Origin of the sequence: Metabacillus endolithicus, assembly GCF_023078335.1 — a bacterium.
In the GTDB taxonomy this organism is placed as follows: domain Bacteria; phylum Bacillota; class Bacilli; order Bacillales; family Bacillaceae; genus Metabacillus; species Metabacillus endolithicus.
The window spans coordinates 2,017,069-2,034,496 of record NZ_CP095550.1; the positions used below are offsets into that span (position 1 = coordinate 2,017,069).

Below are 17,428 nucleotides of genomic sequence, written 5' to 3' on the forward strand. Positions count from 1 at the left end.
TTCGGCTCAGTTAACAAAAAACTTGACCAACTCATTTGCTTCGAAAGCTCTTCATGACAAATTAGACAAAGAATAAGCATCAAACTCCTTGTGTTTGACATAGTGGTTTATCGGAAACAAGCTTTGCACATTCTGCTAGTTTCACTAATAGAGTAGTCATTTCCTGTTTATCTATAAACTCGGCTTTTACATACATCACCTTATCAATGTTCGTTACATAGCGTGGCTTTGTTTGGTTTAATGAAAGAGCTAGAATATCATCCATACATTCTGAACAAGTACATTTGATATGAAGGCCGTGCTTATATTCATCTAATAATTCCTTCATAATCCGTTCCATCGCATTAATAACCATATTCTTAAGTCTCCTCACTCAAATTATGAATATATTATGCCATATGAAAAGGATTCCGGAAAGTAGTTACTATTTTTTGGTAATAAAGTCACTCTTGAGTGCTTTGTGATTCATTTGCCCTATATGGCTTTTGGCCTCTATCATGGCTTTTGTTTTTCCGTAATGAAAAAAGGTAATGTTACCTGTAGGATAAGATGCACTTCTACCAACTCGACCGGAGATTTGCACGAGAGCACTTTCTGTAAAGATACCATCCTCACTTCCAAGCACGGCTACATCACTATTTGGAATTGTAACACCCCTTTCCAAGATGGTTGACGTCACAATAATTGGCATCTCACCACTTCGAAACCGCAGGACTTTTTCGCGGCGTTCAGGATCTTCAGCATGAACTCCTTCGATTCGCTGATCTAATTCTCTACACAAACCAACGACCTCATCAATAAGCCTTACAGAAGGCACAAATAAAAATGCCTGCTTTCCGCTTGTTAACCTCTCCTTCAGCCACTCCACGACATTCTTCGGGAGCTTCCCTTTACTAAGCTGCTTCCTCCAATTCCCACACCAAGCAAATTCCGGAACCGGCAACGGATGACCATGATATCGAGCAGGAATGGTCACAGCATCCCGCTTCTTCTGTTTCACATCATTCTTCCATTTCTCAGACGGTGTTGCGGTTAAATAAATAAGAGAGCTTTTTTCTTTACGAGATTTTTCTACGGCGAATTGAAGAGAGGTGTCGGCGGAGTATGGAAAGGCGTCAACTTCATCAACAATGATGCAATCAAACGTTTGTTTAAAGCGCAGAAGCTGGTGAGTCGTGGAAATAGTGAGGGCTGCTGATTTGTGTTTTTCCTCGCTACCGCCATATAGAGCAGCTATTGAGGTTGAAGGGAATACATGTCGGAGGCGTGGAGCTAATTCAAGTACAACATCAGTGCGGGGTGTTGCTATGCAGATTTTCTTCTCTTCAGTAAGGCCGCGTTCTATTCCTTTAAACAAGACCTCAGTCTTCCCTGCTCCACAAACAAGCCCAGACCAAAAGCTCATTGTTGTTCATCACGGCGTTTTCCACACGTTGCGAGGCCACAGCTTGTCCTTTCGAAAGCTGCCCCTCCCATTGTAACTGGGAGTCTGTCTCTTCTAGAAAGTGTGGTCCACTCCAACTATAAAGAGGTGTGCATTCACTGATTCTACCCATCATAATACATTTACGACAGTAGTGACATTCCGGTTCCCCACATTTTGCACAATCGAAGGAAGAAAAAAAGGAAGAGTTTGAATTTCCACATCGGGTACAAAAAAGTCGTTGCTGCTTTCTTCTAACACCATAATTTAGTTGAATATAGCCTTTTTCATAGTGATTTTGAATTTCTTCCACAGGGAAAGGAATTTCTGTAAGTAGTAATTCCTTCCCTTGAAGATGTTGTTGTAGTTTCTTCGAAAAAGAAAAATGCGGATTTTTTGGTATTTGTGGTAGTTGCTCATACCTTGACAGAGGTAAACCTTCATTATAGGTAAAAACCGGAGTAAGAAACGAGTTGTTATGTAAAAATCTCATATGTCACCTTTTAAAATCTTACGATAGCGTTTTTCAACACTGATTGGTGTACGCGACAGCTGTTCTGCAATATGTCTGAATTTCATTCCACTATTTCGTAATTCTAAAAGTTTTCGATCCTCAAGAGTTGTCCAATGGCGATATGTACGTTTGCTTTCTTCTTGGTCTTGTTGCATTGTATGGTTGGATGGAGTATCCAATTGCTTAAAACCCCCTTATTTTTCTAATTTCTAGTATGAGTTAATTCTAGTTATATGTCTATATTTTTAGCAAAAATTAGGGAGTTAGTACTAATCAACCAGTACTAACTCCCCATAATATACCCTATTATTTCTTATACCATCCAATCCCAATTGCACCTTCACCTAAGTGTGTGCCAACGACGGGACCAAAATAACTTACCATACATTCGATATTTTCATACTTCTCTTGAAGCTCCTCTTTCATCTTCTCCGCTTCCTCCGGACGATTCGCATGAATCACAACAACCCGCATCGGCTCATTATCCTTCGCATCTTCATGAAGCAAATCAAATACTCTATTTAATGCCTTTTTCTTCGTGCGCACCTTTTCATAAGGCACAATCACTTTGTTTTCAAAATGAAGAATTGGCTTCACTTGAAGTAAGCTTCCAATTAGTGCCGCTGCCCCGCTTAAGCGTCCACCTTTTTGAAGATTCGTTAAATCATCGACCATAATATAAGCACTCATCGTTTTTTTCATTTCTTCTAATCGTGCCATGATATCAGTCGGTGCTTTTCCTGCTTGAGCCATTTCTGCTGCTTCTAGCGCGTAGAACCCCTGTACCATTGCGCTTACTTCGGTATCAAACGTATAAACCTCTATGTTCTCTACCATGTCTCCTGCAGTTGCTGCTCCGTTATATGTACCACTAATACCACTTGAGAGATGAATTGAAATCACAGCGTCATATTCTTTTGAGAGTATTTCAAACAGCTCAACAAACATTCCGATCGACGGCTGTGATGTTGTTGGTAGCTCCTGCTGATTCCTCATTTTCTCGAAAAATTGTTGTGAGGTAATTTCAATTTCTTCCTGGTAGGTTTCATTCCCGAAGTTTACACTAAGAGGAATCATATGTATGTCATGTGATTCACGAATATGTTGAGGGATATATGCTGTACTATCTGTTACAATAGCCGTTTTCATAGTCTAATTCCTTCCTTGATCATTATCGTTTTGTCCATTTCCCATTCTACCGGAAAATGCAGGGAATATCTATTTGTTTAGTGTATGTTAGTTGTGTTAACTATTATGAATTCTAACTCTAGAAAATATTAAAAATTTTTCGGCCTTAATAGTAACTAGTTCTATCTGATCTTAATTGAAGTATTTGAGTGGGTAAGGAATATATAACCATTGGAGAATAAAGAAGTAAAAAGATGAAGAGTGTTTTCAATAATAGTTATGCTCTACCAAATAATAACACTAGACTCATAAATCTCCTATCAGCTCAACCAACTTTTGAAAATAACCTGCAAAAACTTCGTCAGAATGAATTTCTGAATGTAATTCTTTCGGAATTTTTATATAAGACTCATTCAAAATATTATACAGTTTATCATCTTCTGGAGATTCCAATAAAAGTAAGAGAATAAAATCACTGATATTACCTGTAACTAAAACACAGTCACGTTGCCATGATGTACAAAGGATACGTGCATCCGGAATACTCGGATACTTTAACTTAGATACTGCAGTAACAGCTGTTAATTCTTTTCGAAACCTCGCTGTAATATAAGCAGACATTTCAATAATTAACTCTTCTATCTCTTGAGAAGTAATATTAGGGATAATTTCACTAATTTCCTTGATTTCAGCGATATTATTAAGCTCAGGAGAATTTTCAAACTCTATAAATGAGAATGATTGATTCGTAAGTTCTCTATCCACTTCTTGTGGAAGAAAAATTACAGACTCGCCATTTATGACCTCACTCATTGCTTTGGACCAAAAACGACGAGCTGGTTTAATAGTTTCTGCTTTGTTTACTCGATACCTAACCGCATTAGTATCTACCATATACTGTTTTAAGTCCATAATTCCCCCAACTTTTAATTAGAATCTTTATCTAAAATTTCATTCATCTTATTGGCCAGTCTGATAGAGCGATCTTTTATCTGTGCTCTCTTTTGGACAAATTTATCCCAATTTTTATGGTCCATAAATTGCTTTGCTTCAATTTGCCATTTCCCACTACCTTTTAGGCGTTGGCTAGCACTCAATTTATCTTCTGCGCAATACCTTCGTACCATTTGAGTAGAAACTTCTAAAATTTCAGCAGCATCGTGGACGGTGATGAAGTCTGGGATGTTAAATTGTTTTTGAAGAACTGTAAAAGCAGCTTCCTTTTCTTGTTCACTTAACGTCATAAGAACACGCTCTTTTTCTGCCTCGAAAAATTCAATCAACTTCTGAAGTTTAACAAAATTCCTTGCATTATCGCTCACTAGATTAGCATTTTCTTGATTTGTTAGCTCTATCTGATCAAGTAGCACACTCATATCTTTCACCTCTTTCACACCTCCATTATACCAAATTTTTCATGAAACTAACGAAAAAAAGGAAACATATGAAACATTTTAAAATTATATACTTTTTTACCCTTTTTCATTCAAAAATAAAATAAAAAAGAGCCAGCACTCCTCATAGAGTCTGACCCTTCACTCTTACTTCACTTCAACCCAACCATTTTTAATCGCAACCACAACAGCTTGTGTACGATCGTTCACATTCATTTTTTGTAGAATATTACTTACATGGTTTTTAACGGTTTTTTCGCTTATAAACAATGCTTCTCCAATGCCGCGGTTACTTTTACCGTCAGCAAGCATTTGAAGCACCTCACACTCACGACGAGTTAAAATATGTAATGGACGTCGAATTTCAGGCTGCATTGGCTGAAGATTAGCTTGTCCATTCGAAGTGGCAAGGCGTCTAAATTCGTTTACAAGGTTATGTGTAACCTTTGGATGTAAATAAGAGCCGCCATCTGCAACAACCTTCACTGCTTCGATTAATGTGTCAGCATCCATTTCTTTTAATAGATAGCCTCTTGCACCTGTTTTCAGGGCGTGTGTTACATAGTTTTCATCATCATGAATCGATAAGATGATAATTTTTGTATCTTCATTTGCTTCAACCAATTGTTTCGTTGCTTCGACACCGTTCACTTTTGGCATATTGATATCCATGATCACAACATCAGGCTTGTGTGCTTCAACAATTGCTAATGCTTCTTCACCGTCGTCACCTTCTGCAACTACCTCAAAGCTTGGTTCGAAATCTAAAATGCGTTTAACACCTTCACGAAATAATTGATGATCATCAATAATGGCAATTTTCGTCTTCATGCGCTTACGCCTCCCCATCGTCTATTCTAGTCTAAATGGCATCCATTACGTCAATATGTCTTTAGCCGTATTTATACTAGGAATTGGTATTAAGTGCCATGATATGGGACTTGGAACATGATAAAAGTCCCTAATCCTGTTTTTGAGTCAATCGTCATCTTTCCGCCGAGAAGATCGACTCGTTCCTTCATTCCAATCAGTCCAAAAGATTTTTTATCTTTATTTCCTTTTGCTTCCTTAATATTAAACCCTTTTCCATCATCTTTTACAATCATTGTAATTGATTCACATGTAACCTCCACTTTCACTGCAATTTCATTTGCATCCGCATGCTTTAGTGCATTTGTGACAGCTTCTTGTGCTAGCCGGAATAACGCAACCTCAAATCGCGGTGGAAGTCGGTGTCCATCAATTTCGCCAATGCTTTGAAAATGAATTTTGGTTTTTCCATTATATTCTTCGATCGTGTCCATATATTTTCTGAGGGTTGGAATAAGTCCTAAGTCATCTAAAGCCATTGGTCTTAGGTCATAAATAATTCTTCTTACCTCATATAAAGCATTTCGGACATTTTTTCGCAGGTTGCGGATTTCTTTAAAGCCTTCCTCCGCTCCTCTTTCACGATAAATACGTTCAATTAATTCAGAGCGCATCATCACGTTCGCAAGCATTTGCGCTGGTCCATCATGAATCTCTCTAGACACACGTTTTCTTTCTTCTTCCTGTGCCTCAATGATACGCAAGCCAAAATCCTGCTTCTGCTGGGCATCCTCTAACAGCATACCAACCTGTCGAAGATCGCTGTTTAAATAATTTAAAACAACGGAAATTTGCCCAACAAGCGCTTCAGATCTTTCAATAATTTCCTGAAGACCTAGCAACCGTCTTTCCAAGTCATCACGGCGATCACGAAGCTGCTTTTCGTGCTGCTGAAGCATAGAGTGCTCTACCTGAAGCTTATGAGCTTTTTCATAGGCTTCACGAATTTCATCTTCAGAAAAGTCTTTGAAATTTTTACTTACCTGTGAAAGTCGGTTTCGGGCAAGACGAGCTTGAACCTCTAACTTATCTCCCTCATCAATCACCGTATTCACTTGCTTTTTAATTTCAACTAACTCTTCTACTAAAGACTCATACTGCTGTCTGGACTGTTCACCGATTATAAAGATTTCATCCTTACTTCCAGCAACCGTCCCAATCATTTTGTCTAATATTTCATCAAGTAAATTACTATCTATTTTTTGACTGGAGTTCATTGTTTTCCCTCCGACTTTTATACCGTAATTTTAGTTTGTCACATTTTTAACAATTGAAGTAAAAAATTTGTCGTTTTATAATAAAAGAATGTGCTATTCTAAATCTGCTTGCTTGTCAGGAGGTGTACAAGCATGCTTTCACACTATTATACCGTAAAAGGCTATGGAGAGCATGAAATTGTTATACAAAAATCACGTTTTATTTGTTATGTAGAACGAGTGAAAACCGAAGAAGAAGCCATTCAATTTATTCAACAAATTAAGAAGAAACATCATGATGCCAATCATAATTGTTCTGCCTATTTAATAGGAGAAAATGATTCTATTCAAAAAGCAAATGATGATGGTGAACCAAGTGGTACAGCTGGTGTGCCGATGCTAGATAGTTCTGAAAAAGAAACAGTTAAAAGACACAGTTGTTGTTGTCACCCGTTATTTCGGCGGAATTAAGCTAGGAACAGGCGGCCTTATTCGCGCTTACGGAAAATCGGTTTCAGAAGGACTATCAGCAATCGGAATCGTTGAACGCAAATTAATGCGCGTCATGCATACAAAGATCGACTATACCTGGCTAGGTAAGGTTGAAAACGAACTGCGAGATTCTATTTATAAAATAAAGGAAATTCATTACCTAGAGCAAGTCGAAATTGAAGCTTTTGTTGAAGAAGCTTCCATAAATACCTTTGAAAAATGGATGACAGAGCTCACAAATGGGCAATGTTACTTGGTAAAGGGAGAAAATATTTATTTAGAAGAGCCAATTTAATCACAAAGCTTTGCGACTTAGAAGGTGCCCGCAGAAAATGAGTGCTTACAGCGAAACCTTATCACAAAGCCGACCCAATCACTAAATAAATGAGGGATAGTAGTGGCAACTAGATTAAAAAATAAAAAAGTGAAGAAAAAGAAAAGCATTTTTAAACGAATTCTTCTTTTTCTTTTACTTGTTCTTTTAGGTGTAGGCGGATATACCGGCTATACCATTTATAAAACCTATGCAGCAGCAAATCAATCGTATTCAGAATTGGAACGCGGTGAAAAATCTGAGCGAAGAGAAACAGCTGTTAAAGTAAATGAAGATCCATTTTCGATTCTTTTAATGGGTGTAGAGGATTATTCCTCCGGCGGAGAAAATGGACGTACAGATACATTAATCGTTGTAACCGTAAATCCAACACTTCAAACGATAAAAATGTTAAGTATTCCTCGTGATACATTTGTTACTCTACCGGAAGACGGTAGTGAAACAAAAATTAATCATGCTTATGCCTTTGGTGGAAAAGAGTTAACAATTGAAACAACAGAAGAACTTTTGGACATACCAATCGATTATTATGCTACTGTTAGCTTTCAAGCGTTTAAATCAATTGTCGATGAGCTTGATGGTGTTAATGTTAATGTACCTTTTGACTTTTACGAGAACAGTGATGAAGACGGTAAACGAATTTATTTTGAAGAAGGTCCTGCTGAGCTTGATGGTGAAGAAGCTCTTGCCTATGCAAGAATGAGAAAAAGAGATCCACGTGGAGACTTTGGAAGAAATGATCGTCAAAAAGAGATTATTACGGCCATTATCGACAAAGCCACCTCTCCTGCTAATTTATTTAAAATTGATGAACTAGCTATGCACATTGGCGACAATGTTGAAACGAATTTTAGAATATCACAAGCCATCGCCCTGCAACAAAAATATCCAAACATTAATGGAGACAGCATTGAAAAGCTAACAATTGAAGGCAGCGATGAGTATATTAATGATATTTATTATTTTATACCGGATGAAGAAATGCTTGAAGAAGTGCAACTTGAGCTAAAAACACATTTAGAGCAAGAATCGACAAGCACTACTCCAGATTATCAAAACTAGACAGATTAAGACATTATTCCCAAAGACAAACTTTTTAGAGTTTGTTAGAATATTTATATAACTGATACCTCTGAATTTCCCTTTCAGAGGTATTTTTTTGCCAAAGAAAATATAGGAGAGGAGAACTAGGTATATTGAAATGGTTTAGAACACTTATTGCTGTCACCTTCTTGTTTTTAAGTATCGGTCAACCGTACTCTACATATGCGGCGGAAGCAACCGAACCCTACCCCTTCATCGGTCAAGTAAACGGTGATACTGTTAGCATGCATAAAGGTGCTACGATGAATTATGATGTTGTTTCAACCTTGAAAAAAGGAGAAATTGTTGGAGTAATTGGAGATTTTACCAACAATTTAAATGAGGAATGGTTGAACATTTCTGTGGACTCCGTGAAAGGCTGGGTTAAGAAAACAAGCGTTTCACCGTTGGAGGAACCTCCTTCATCACTCTACGCAAGCAAAAATCTTGCCGATGTTAGAAAAGGAGCATCAACATCTTATTCTTCTGTTGAAACATTACAATACGGACAGAAAGTAACCGTTATTGATTCATATGTAAGCACACAAGGAGAAATTTGGTATCGCATTGATTTAGGAAGTGTACAAGGTTGGGTGTATAGTGAACAATTATCGAAAACACCTGTTATTCAATTGCTTCAAACAAATCAATCAGCAACTGTTCATAGTGGTGCAACATCTTCATACAAAATCATCGCTACCCTTGAAGAAAATGTTGAACTAACCATTATTGATTCTTTTGTCAATAACCAGCAAGAAGAATGGTATCGAATTCAGCTTGAAGATGGAACAAAAGGTTGGATCTCTTCAGAGCTTACTGAGGTCATTCAAGAGAATAATGACACAACACAAACCTACCCTGTTGTTTATGTGAAAAATGTAGGTTCAAAGATTCATAGTGGTGCACTAGATTCATATCGCGTTGTGTATCTACCAGATCAAAATGAAGCATTACAAGTGATTGATGAATTCACGAACAACAACAATCAAACATGGTATCGAGTTGAATTAAGTGCTGATTTAAAAGGCTGGATTTTAGCAACCGATGTTCAAGAACAAGCCCCTTCATGAAAGTCAAATTGTAGGGAACTACGTTTTTGTTAAAAATGACGGAGCTGTTGTTAGAAAAGGTGCATTAAGCAGCTATCCTACAGCAGATACATTAACAGTAAATGATGACCTTAAGGTAATCGGCACATTTATTAACCAAAACGACGAATTCTGGCTACGTGTTCAAACATCAAACAATGTAACAGGCTGGATTCTGGCTACAGACACTCAAAAAGAAACAAAAGTTAACACCACTTATTATCTTAATACAAATGGTGTTGTAAGAAGCGGTGCCCTTGACTCTTACCGTCAGTTAGCATCACTTTCTCAAAGCTCTGCGGTTTACGTTATTGATACTTTTGAAAATAACAATAAAGAGCTTTGGTACCGAGTTACGTTAGAATCTGGTGAAAATGGCTGGATCAAGTCAACAGCTGTAACGAGTAAAAGAATCAACCTTAATAAGTCATTCGTTGTTGGTACTAATAGTACCTACGTTTACAAAGGTGCCATGCACCATTATAAAAAAGTAACAAAACTTCCATATGGTTCGAAGGTAAAAGTTTTATTCGAATTTATTAATGACAAAAACCAGCATTGGTACAATGTACAGCTTTCAAATGGAACAAAAGGCTGGGTACCAAAAGCTGAATTATTTGCTAGCCTTTCAGACAGAACCTTTGTATACCCGCTTAACGCAAATGTGCTACACAAAAGTGCAACTGCAAGCTCTGGATATAACACAAAAGTTCAAGCAGGTGAACAATTAATTTATCTTTGGAGTCACAATGAATGGATTAACGTTGAAAATGCAAAAGGTGTTCGAGGCTGGATTCTAAAGAATGACACAAGAGAATTCATTCCAAACATTTTCTTAAATCCTAAGGTGACTCAATCAGGAAATGCCACAACATTAGTTTGGGATAAATCGTTGAATTTTGCTGTAGGAAACAAGCTTCTTTCAAATGGAGTTGTTCAGCTTACTGGAAGCAAGCTTCATACTGTTTTACCGACTCAATCGATTAAAGGGTTGAAAAATATTTCAGCTACTTCTAGTACCATTACGTTAACACCTGAATCAGGCTATATGATTGGAGTACGTAACAACAGCAAGCAAACTCAGGTTAAGGTCATGCCAATTGGATTAGCTGGTAAGAAAATCATTGTTGATGCAGGTCATGGAGATCAAGATCCAGGTGCCGTTGGTCCAACAAAATTAAAAGAAAAAGATGTAACATTAGACGTTTCAAGAAAATTAAAAGCAGAGCTTGAGCGCCAAGGAGCGATTGTTACCCTTACTCGAAGTGGTGATACGTTTTTAACTTTGGCACAGCGTGTTGCGATTGCAAACTCATCTGACAATGATGCCTTTATTAGCATTCATGCAAACGCTAGTGTGAGCACATCTGCACGAGGTACAGAAACGTACTATAACACTGCCTATAACTTTAACGGTCCAAAAAGTAGTGTACTAGCTTCTTATATTCAAGATTCATTAGTTGATAGAATCAACACCTACGACCGTGGCACAAAAACAGCGAACTACTATGTTCTAAAAAATAACGAGCTACCTAGTGCATTAGTTGAATTAGCTTTTATCTCAAATCCAAACGAAGAATCAATGCTGAAAAACGACATTACACGTGGACAAGCTGCCGTTGGAATTGCTGAAGGCTTAAAAAATACTTCACTGGAGGAAACTAAGATGAAAAAGAAAAGTATGTTTGTTATCTCTTCTGTTTTTCTTACTGGATTTTTAGTAGGAAGCTACACCCCTACTCAAGTCGGTTCAGCTGCAAGCAATGTTGTGTTAGCAAGTGTTGAGTGGGTAACAAACCAAATTAATCCTCTTCAATCACGAGTAACAAAACTAGAAAGTGAAGTAGCCTCTCTAAAAAACGCCATTAAAGATGGCGGTGGCTCTGAGTCAACTTTGCCTTCTAAAGTTTATGTAAGCAGTGCATCTGCAACCGTTCATAAAGGAGCAACGAAAGATTACGCAGTTGTTGCTACGTTTATGAAAGGAAAAGAACTTTCTGTTATTGACGAACATGATGGTAGCACTGGTAAATGGTATCGCGTTGAATATGCAACAGGCAAATATGGCTGGATCTTTTCTGCTGATGTTTCAACAACAACAGTCGCTAAGCTTTCAACTGTAACAATCACTGCATCAGCAACCGTTCATAGAGGTGCAACAACAGATTATCGTTCAGTCGCTGTTTTACAAAAAGGGACAACCGTTAAATATGTAGGATCTTTCACTAACAACAACGGTGAACTTTGGTACAACGTTGAATTATCAAACGGTGTAAGAGGTTGGATTCAAGCAATCTATGGAGAGGTGAAATAATAGTATGGCTAAAAAAGTTCTATTAGGTGTTTTTCTGACACTTAGCCTACTATGGAATGCAGACGGAGCAAATGCTGCATCAATTAAAACATATTCTAATCCCGTTGCTGTCCAACTCGTTGATATTTCAACTAGTTCACTTAAATTACAAAGCATCTATGAATTAACGAATAAAGCAAACAACCAAAAAACTTACTTTTTACCGGGTCTTAATATAACGATTACCCGTTCACAAAGCAATGTAAACATTGACGCAGGATCAGCTTCTTTTTCTTCCGCAAGTGGATTTGAATTAAAAGAAGTGTATAACGTTGCGCAATATGCACGTTTCACCACAACAACTGATCTTAAAAGTGGGGCTACATCAGATTACCAGACGAAAAAGTCGTTAACAAAAGCCGAAACAGCTGAGTATATTGGAAGCTTCGTTAACAACAAGGGCGAAACATGGTTCAACGTTCAGGCTGCAGATGGAACAAAGGGCTGGGTCCCTGCTAAAACAACCTTAATTGACAAAAATACCGTTTCACTGCCGACAATTGCCTACGGTGCTAATGCTTATCGAGGCGGCATGTCTCTTCTGGCTAAAACAGCTGGTAAAGTAGCAATCGTCAATAATCTTGATCTAGAAGACTACTTAAAAGGTGTTGTACCAAATGAAATGCCCGCATCATGGCATAAAGAAGCTTTAAAAGCACAAGCAATTGTAGCGAGAAGCTATGCGGCTAACAGCATGTCTTTAAAAAATACAACCGCAAGCCAAGTGTACAAAGGCTACACATCTGAAGATGCTAGATCGAATCAGGCTGTTAGTGAAACAGCTGGTGTGGTGGTGAAGTATAACGGTAAGCCAATTCAAACATTTTTCTACTCAACAAGTGGCGGTCGAACCGCAAATGTTGGTGATGTTTGGAACTCAAATCAAGCGAGCTTCCCATACTTGATTTCCGTTGATGATCCATACGAAAATTCACCACACAGCAACTGGCAAAATTCATTTACATCAAGTATGATTTTAAATAGCTTCGGCTTAGATCCAGCAACAACAACACTTTATGATATTAAAACAAATCCAACAGGAGCCAATGGCGAGATAACAAGTGTCACCATTAGCACATCTGCTGGAGAAAAAACCGTCACAGGTAACGAGCTCACAATCCGTAAGCTCTTCCCAATCGAAGGAAGCTATGGCTTCTTAAAATCAAACTGGTTTACGTTGGATGTAAATAAAGAATACACCGTTCAAACCGCTAGTGGCCAACAATCACAACTAAGTGTTTCCGGCCAACAAGTGATGACGGGAACAAACACAACATCAACCATCTCATCATCAGATGTTTCCATTCAAACAGCAAGTGGAACCATCACCAAAGAAGCTGACCCTGCCTCTATTACCGCTACAGGTAAAGGCTGGGGCCACCGTATCGGCATGAGCCAATACGGCGCCAAAGGCTTCGCCGAAAACAACTGGAAAGCTGTTGATATTGTGAAGCATTATTTTCCTAATACGGATGTTTCGAAGTAAAGGCGAATAAAAAGCATGGATCTGAATTGATCCATGCTTTTTAGCTTTATGGAAATTCTAAGATGTTAGATATATTTAGAATGAAGAGCATTTTACTTCTATCAATCGTCTAACTTGGTTTTCATCACTTCTATGAAGACCATCTCACTCTCATTAATCACACAACTTGGTCTTCATTGCTCGTATGAAGACTATCTTGCTCCTATAAATCACCCTACTTGGTCTTCATCTCTCCTATGAAGACTATCTGCTCTCATTAATCACCTAACTTGGTCTTCATTGCTCGTATGAAGACCATCTCGCTCTCATTAATCACCCTACTTGGTCTTCATCTCTCCTATGAAGACCATCTCACTCTCATCAATCACCCTACTTGGTCTTCATCTCTCCTATGAAGACCATCTCACTCTCATCAATCACCCTACTTGGTCTTCATCTCTCCTATGAAGACCATCTCACTCTCATCAATCACCCTACCTGGTCTTCATCTCTCCTATGAAGACCATCTCACTCTCATCAATCACCTAACTTGGTCTTCATTGCTCGTATGAAAGCTATCTCACTCTCATTAATCACACAACTTGTTCTTAATCGCTCTCACGAAGACCATCTCTTACCATAAATACTAATTCAATAATGTATAAAGGTGATGATATTAGAATGTACAGCGAAGAGGTGTACTGATAGTACGAGTATTGGGACATAGTTGTGGATGATATGCGATATTATGTCTCGATTGTGCCGGAACCGGGACATAATTATGGATGACTTGCTATTTTTTGTCTCGATTGTACGGGAATCGGAACATATATCTGGGTGACTTGCTATTTTTTGTCTCGATTGTTCCAGTATCGGGACATATATCTGGATGACATGCTATTTTTTGTCTCGATTGTTCCAGTATCGGGACATATATGTGGATAACAAGCTGTTTTTTGTCTCGATTGTTCCAGTATCGGGACATATATCTAGATAACTTGCTATTTTTTGTCTCAATTGTTCCAGTATCGAGACATAAAAGTGGATAACTTGCTGTTTTTTGTCTCAATTGTTCCAGTATCGAGACATAAAAGTGGATAACTTGCTATTTTTTGTCTCGATTGTGCCAGTATCGAGACAGAAAAGTGGATAACTTGCTATTTTTTGTCTCGATTGTGCCAGTATCGAGACATATATGTGGATGACTTGCTATTTTTTGTCTCGATTGTGCCAGTTTCGAGACATATATGTGGATGACTTGCTATTTTTTGTCTCGATTGTGCCAGTTTCGAGACATATATGTGGATGACTTGCTATTTTTTGTCTCGATTGTGCCAGTAGAGAGAATCGGTTAAAAAAGGACGACTCATCTCCCCACAATTCCCCCCCCCCAACATTAAAAACCCCATTCACCAAGTGAATGGGGCCATCCCAACAAAATCCTCTATCATTCCTTCACCGACGTCCATTTCCCCGTCCTCTGACTGATAAACTCTAACAGCCTCAAGAAAATGAAAGGTGCAATCAAGATAATTAATATCGCAACCCATAACGTATTAAGAAGAAAATCTGTAAATCCACCGATTACAACTCTTGGTATATTCACCGTGAAATACACAAACAAGGCAATGTACAATGGATTTTTTTGCAAACGAAGAAACGCAATGTAGATCAGTTGAATAAACACACCAACATAAACCGTACCGAGTATTAAGCCAATATATCCAAAGTTCGCAAAAGCTTCACCTGCAAATAATGTGTTTAACACCCCTGCTGTTCCCTCTTCGACACGTTGTGGGAAGTAAACCTCCATCGCTAAACGAGCTGAACGTATTTGTTCAATGTCGTAAAGACCGATAATTGAAGATGGCAAGCTTTGTCCCATTAACAATGGCAATTTATCAGAGAATAGCTCTAAGTGCATGTAGTAACCAGCGATTTGCGTAAGAATTAAGCGACCGACCGGACCACGATTATAATCTAAAAATGCACTTGGATCGGACACACCTTGAATGACTACATATAAAACAATAATTCCACCGATGGCTATTGTCCCAAGAGCAATCACACGTGACCACGTAAGCTTAATCACTTGAAGGTAAAGCAGTAATAAAATAAACATTAATAGATAAAAGAATATCGGTGCTTTAGACAAATCATAAATTTGAATAAACACTGAGCATGAAAATGTAATAAGAAACAGTGCAATCCATTTCATTTTCATTGTTTTATAGCTATAAATAAACGTAATCATTGATAAAATCGGCGTTAGACCGATCGCAAAAATGTTACGAATAAGTGTATTCCCCTGGAAGCCTCGGGCAGCTTCAATACGAAGCTCAGCTAAGTTGCTGCTTCCTAGCAACATTTCAACAATTGGAATGGCTTCTAAATAATAGATCGTATAGGCAATCGATAGAAGAGAAAGTCCTGTTAATCCTAAGTACACAAGATATGTTAATGTATCTTGTTGAATAACTATTGGACTTTTTAAATAAGTATCAAATTCCTTTTCAGCTTTGAAACCAATCAAGTTTGAAACAAGATACATCGACAATGGCAGCATCACCATGACAAAACAAATTGTATAAAAGCCAATCACACGATAACGATCATCTGATAAGAGATTAATCATATAATGCTTATCAATGTCCAAGGCGATAAGTAAACTACCAATAAAGGAAGAAATAAATAATGAATAATAGAAGACAAGAGAAAGTAAATTTGGTTTTAATATGGACATCGTTCCTGCGGACTTTTTAAACAAATAAAAAGATAGAACAGCTACAATGAGCCAAATCGTGATATATAGCACTTGATTAGACCTCCAGCTTTGATGTTCTAAAATTGAAGCTTCTTTCGCCAATATTGTTGAAGTGACTAGATAACTAGAATCAGCAACAATACCTGCGAAAATAGCCTAACTGAGTTTTTCATAATTCCGGAATTGACTGGCACCACCAACAAAAACCAGGAATTGACAGACACCACAAACTAAAAAGGGGCGTCCGTTAAGCGCCCCTCTTTCTTATTTGTCGCTTATCATTTTAACAATTTTTTCGGAGGTGTTTCCATCCCCAAATATTGGTGGGTAGTCAGAATGGCATGGTGCTTGAACGGCTTCTAAGATTTTCTCTGTATCTGCTCCAACTAAAATGTTGGCATCTTGATGTAATGTTTCAACCCACTCGGTTTCATCACGAAGCGTCACACATGGAGTTTTCACAAAGTAAGCCTCTTTTTGTACACCGCCAGAGTCTGTTAAGATCTTTTTCGCATTTTTTTCTAAAGAAAGCATGTCCAAGTATCCGATTGGTTCAATAACCTTTAAACCTGGAATGGCGTCAAGATCTATACCAGATGATTTTAGCTTGTTCTTTGTTCTTGGGTGAATCGGCCATACCTTTGTTCCTTCAACCTTGCTGAATGCATCAAGAATATTGTTCATACGCTCAGGATCTTCTGTGTTTTCAGCACGATGAACCGTAATTAAGTAAAATTCTTTTTCTGTTAAGCCCAAGTCGTTCATTAACGTTGATTTGTCGGCAATGTCTTGGTTATACATAACCGCGTCATACATTACGTCTCCAACGTTAAAAACGTTTTTTGTAATGTTTTCTTTTTCAAGGTTTTGAACAGCCGTATCTGTTGGGCAGAATAGAAATTCTGACACATGGTCTGTTAAAATGCGGTTTACTTCTTCAGGCATTTTTTTGTTAAAGCTACGTAAGCCTGCTTCGATGTGAACAATTGGAATATGTAGCTTTGATGCAGCAAGTGCTCCTGCTAATGTTGAGTTTGTGTCACCGTACACTAACACATAATCAGGTTCTTCCTTTAGGATAATTTCTTCAATGCTTGTTAGCATATTTGCCGTTTGAACACCGTGAGATCCTGACCCTACGTTTAAATGATAATCAGGCTTTGGAATGTTTAATTCCTCAAAAAAGATATCAGACATATTGGCATCATAATGCTGACCAGTATGAACGATGATTTCTGTATGTTGCTTTCTAATTTCACGGGAAACAGGACCTGCTTTAATAAACTGTGGTCTTGCCCCAAGTATCGTTACAATCTTCATATTA

13 protein-coding genes and 2 pseudogenes are annotated in these 17,428 nt (G+C 37.9%); 5 read left to right on the top strand and 10 right to left on the bottom strand.

What is annotated here, in order from left to right:
• Positions 1-79: 79 nt before the first annotated feature.
• From comFB to degS, 8 genes and pseudogenes are all read right to left on the bottom strand, one after another.
• Entirely contained in the window at positions 80-355 is a 276-nt protein-coding gene (gene comFB, locus MVE64_RS10615; protein ID WP_247346311.1) for a late competence protein ComFB, read from the bottom strand.
• A gap of 69 nt (positions 356-424) precedes the next feature.
• Positions 425-1,916: pseudogene (locus tag MVE64_RS10620) on the bottom strand (ATP-dependent helicase ComFA).
• The gene (locus MVE64_RS10625; protein ID WP_231308409.1) at positions 1,913-2,116 is read right to left on the bottom strand and encodes a Myb-like DNA-binding domain-containing protein; all 204 of its coding nucleotides are present in this window, start codon (positions 2,114-2,116) and stop codon (positions 1,913-1,915) included. The pseudogene MVE64_RS10620 and the gene MVE64_RS10625 overlap by 4 nt, the downstream one beginning before the upstream one ends.
• A 127-nt stretch (positions 2,117-2,243) precedes the next feature.
• A complete protein-coding gene (locus MVE64_RS10630; protein WP_247346313.1) occupies positions 2,244-3,086 on the bottom strand; it encodes a DegV family protein in 843 nt (280 codons plus the stop codon).
• A gap of 285 nt (positions 3,087-3,371) precedes the next feature.
• Positions 3,372-3,977, bottom strand: coding sequence for a PIN domain-containing protein (locus MVE64_RS10635; protein ID WP_247346315.1), 606 nt, complete (start codon positions 3,975-3,977; stop codon positions 3,372-3,374).
• 14 nt (positions 3,978-3,991) lie between these two features.
• Positions 3,992-4,441 (bottom strand): helix-turn-helix domain-containing protein, encoded by a 450-nt coding sequence (locus MVE64_RS10640; RefSeq protein WP_247346316.1) that lies wholly within the window; start codon positions 4,439-4,441, stop codon positions 3,992-3,994.
• Positions 4,442-4,606: 165 nt separating this feature from the next.
• Positions 4,607-5,290, bottom strand: coding sequence for a two-component system response regulator DegU (gene degU / locus MVE64_RS10645; protein ID WP_247346318.1), 684 nt, complete (start codon positions 5,288-5,290; stop codon positions 4,607-4,609).
• 89 nt (positions 5,291-5,379) lie between these two features.
• Positions 5,380-6,546 (bottom strand): two-component sensor histidine kinase DegS, encoded by a 1,167-nt coding sequence (gene degS / locus MVE64_RS10650; protein WP_247346320.1) that lies wholly within the window; start codon positions 6,544-6,546, stop codon positions 5,380-5,382.
• A 132-nt stretch (positions 6,547-6,678) separates the two neighbouring features.
• Here degS and MVE64_RS10655 point away from each other — a divergent pair.
• From MVE64_RS10655 to MVE64_RS10675, 5 genes and pseudogenes are all read left to right on the top strand, one after another.
• Positions 6,679-7,312 (top strand): annotated as a pseudogene (locus tag MVE64_RS10655) (YigZ family protein).
• Positions 7,313-7,414: 102 nt separating this feature from the next.
• Positions 7,415-8,413: an LCP family protein gene (locus MVE64_RS10660; RefSeq protein WP_247346322.1), complete on the top strand. Its 999-nt coding sequence runs from the start codon at positions 7,415-7,417 to the stop codon at positions 8,411-8,413.
• A gap of 134 nt (positions 8,414-8,547) precedes the next feature.
• On the top strand, positions 8,548-9,504 hold the full coding sequence (locus tag MVE64_RS10665) for an SH3 domain-containing protein (RefSeq protein WP_247346324.1): 957 nt from the start codon (positions 8,548-8,550) through the stop codon (positions 9,502-9,504).
• A complete protein-coding gene (locus MVE64_RS10670; RefSeq protein WP_247346326.1) occupies positions 9,479-11,836 on the top strand; it encodes an N-acetylmuramoyl-L-alanine amidase in 2,358 nt (785 codons plus the stop codon). Before MVE64_RS10665 ends, MVE64_RS10670 begins: the two co-directional genes overlap by 26 nt.
• Positions 11,837-11,840: 4 nt before the next feature.
• A complete protein-coding gene (locus MVE64_RS10675; RefSeq protein WP_247346328.1) occupies positions 11,841-13,361 on the top strand; it encodes a SpoIID/LytB domain-containing protein in 1,521 nt (506 codons plus the stop codon).
• A gap of 1,426 nt (positions 13,362-14,787) precedes the next feature.
• Here MVE64_RS10675 and MVE64_RS10680 read toward each other — a convergent pair.
• A complete protein-coding gene (locus MVE64_RS10680) occupies positions 14,788-16,155 on the bottom strand; it encodes an O-antigen polymerase (RefSeq protein WP_247346330.1) in 1,368 nt (455 codons plus the stop codon).
• Between the two features lie 213 nt (positions 16,156-16,368).
• A complete protein-coding gene (gene wecB, locus MVE64_RS10685) occupies positions 16,369-17,424 on the bottom strand; it encodes a non-hydrolyzing UDP-N-acetylglucosamine 2-epimerase (RefSeq protein WP_247346332.1) in 1,056 nt (351 codons plus the stop codon).
• Between the last annotated feature and the right edge of the window lie 4 nt (positions 17,425-17,428).

Bases quoted from the DNA above. Each gene is read 5' to 3' on its own strand.
- MVE64_RS10675 (WP_247346328.1), top strand. From the start codon at position 11,841: ATGGCTAAAAAAGTTCTATTAGGTGTTTTTCTGACACTTAGCCTACTA.
- MVE64_RS10670 (WP_247346326.1), top strand. From the start codon at position 9,479: ATGTTCAAGAACAAGCCCCTTCATGAAAGTCAAATTGTAGGGAACTAC.
- wecB (WP_247346332.1), bottom strand. From the start codon at position 17,424: ATGAAGATTGTAACGATACTTGGGGCAAGACCACAGTTTATTAAAGCA.
- MVE64_RS10640 (WP_247346316.1), bottom strand. From the start codon at position 4,441: ATGAGTGTGCTACTTGATCAGATAGAGCTAACAAATCAAGAAAATGCT.
- degU (WP_247346318.1), bottom strand. From the start codon at position 5,290: ATGAAGACGAAAATTGCCATTATTGATGATCATCAATTATTTCGTGAA.
- degS (WP_247346320.1), bottom strand. From the start codon at position 6,546: ATGAACTCCAGTCAAAAAATAGATAGTAATTTACTTGATGAAATATTA.
- comFB (WP_247346311.1), bottom strand. From the start codon at position 355: ATGGTTATTAATGCGATGGAACGGATTATGAAGGAATTATTAGATGAA.
- MVE64_RS10630 (WP_247346313.1), bottom strand. From the start codon at position 3,086: ATGAAAACGGCTATTGTAACAGATAGTACAGCATATATCCCTCAACAT.
- MVE64_RS10635 (WP_247346315.1), bottom strand. From the start codon at position 3,977: ATGGACTTAAAACAGTATATGGTAGATACTAATGCGGTTAGGTATCGA.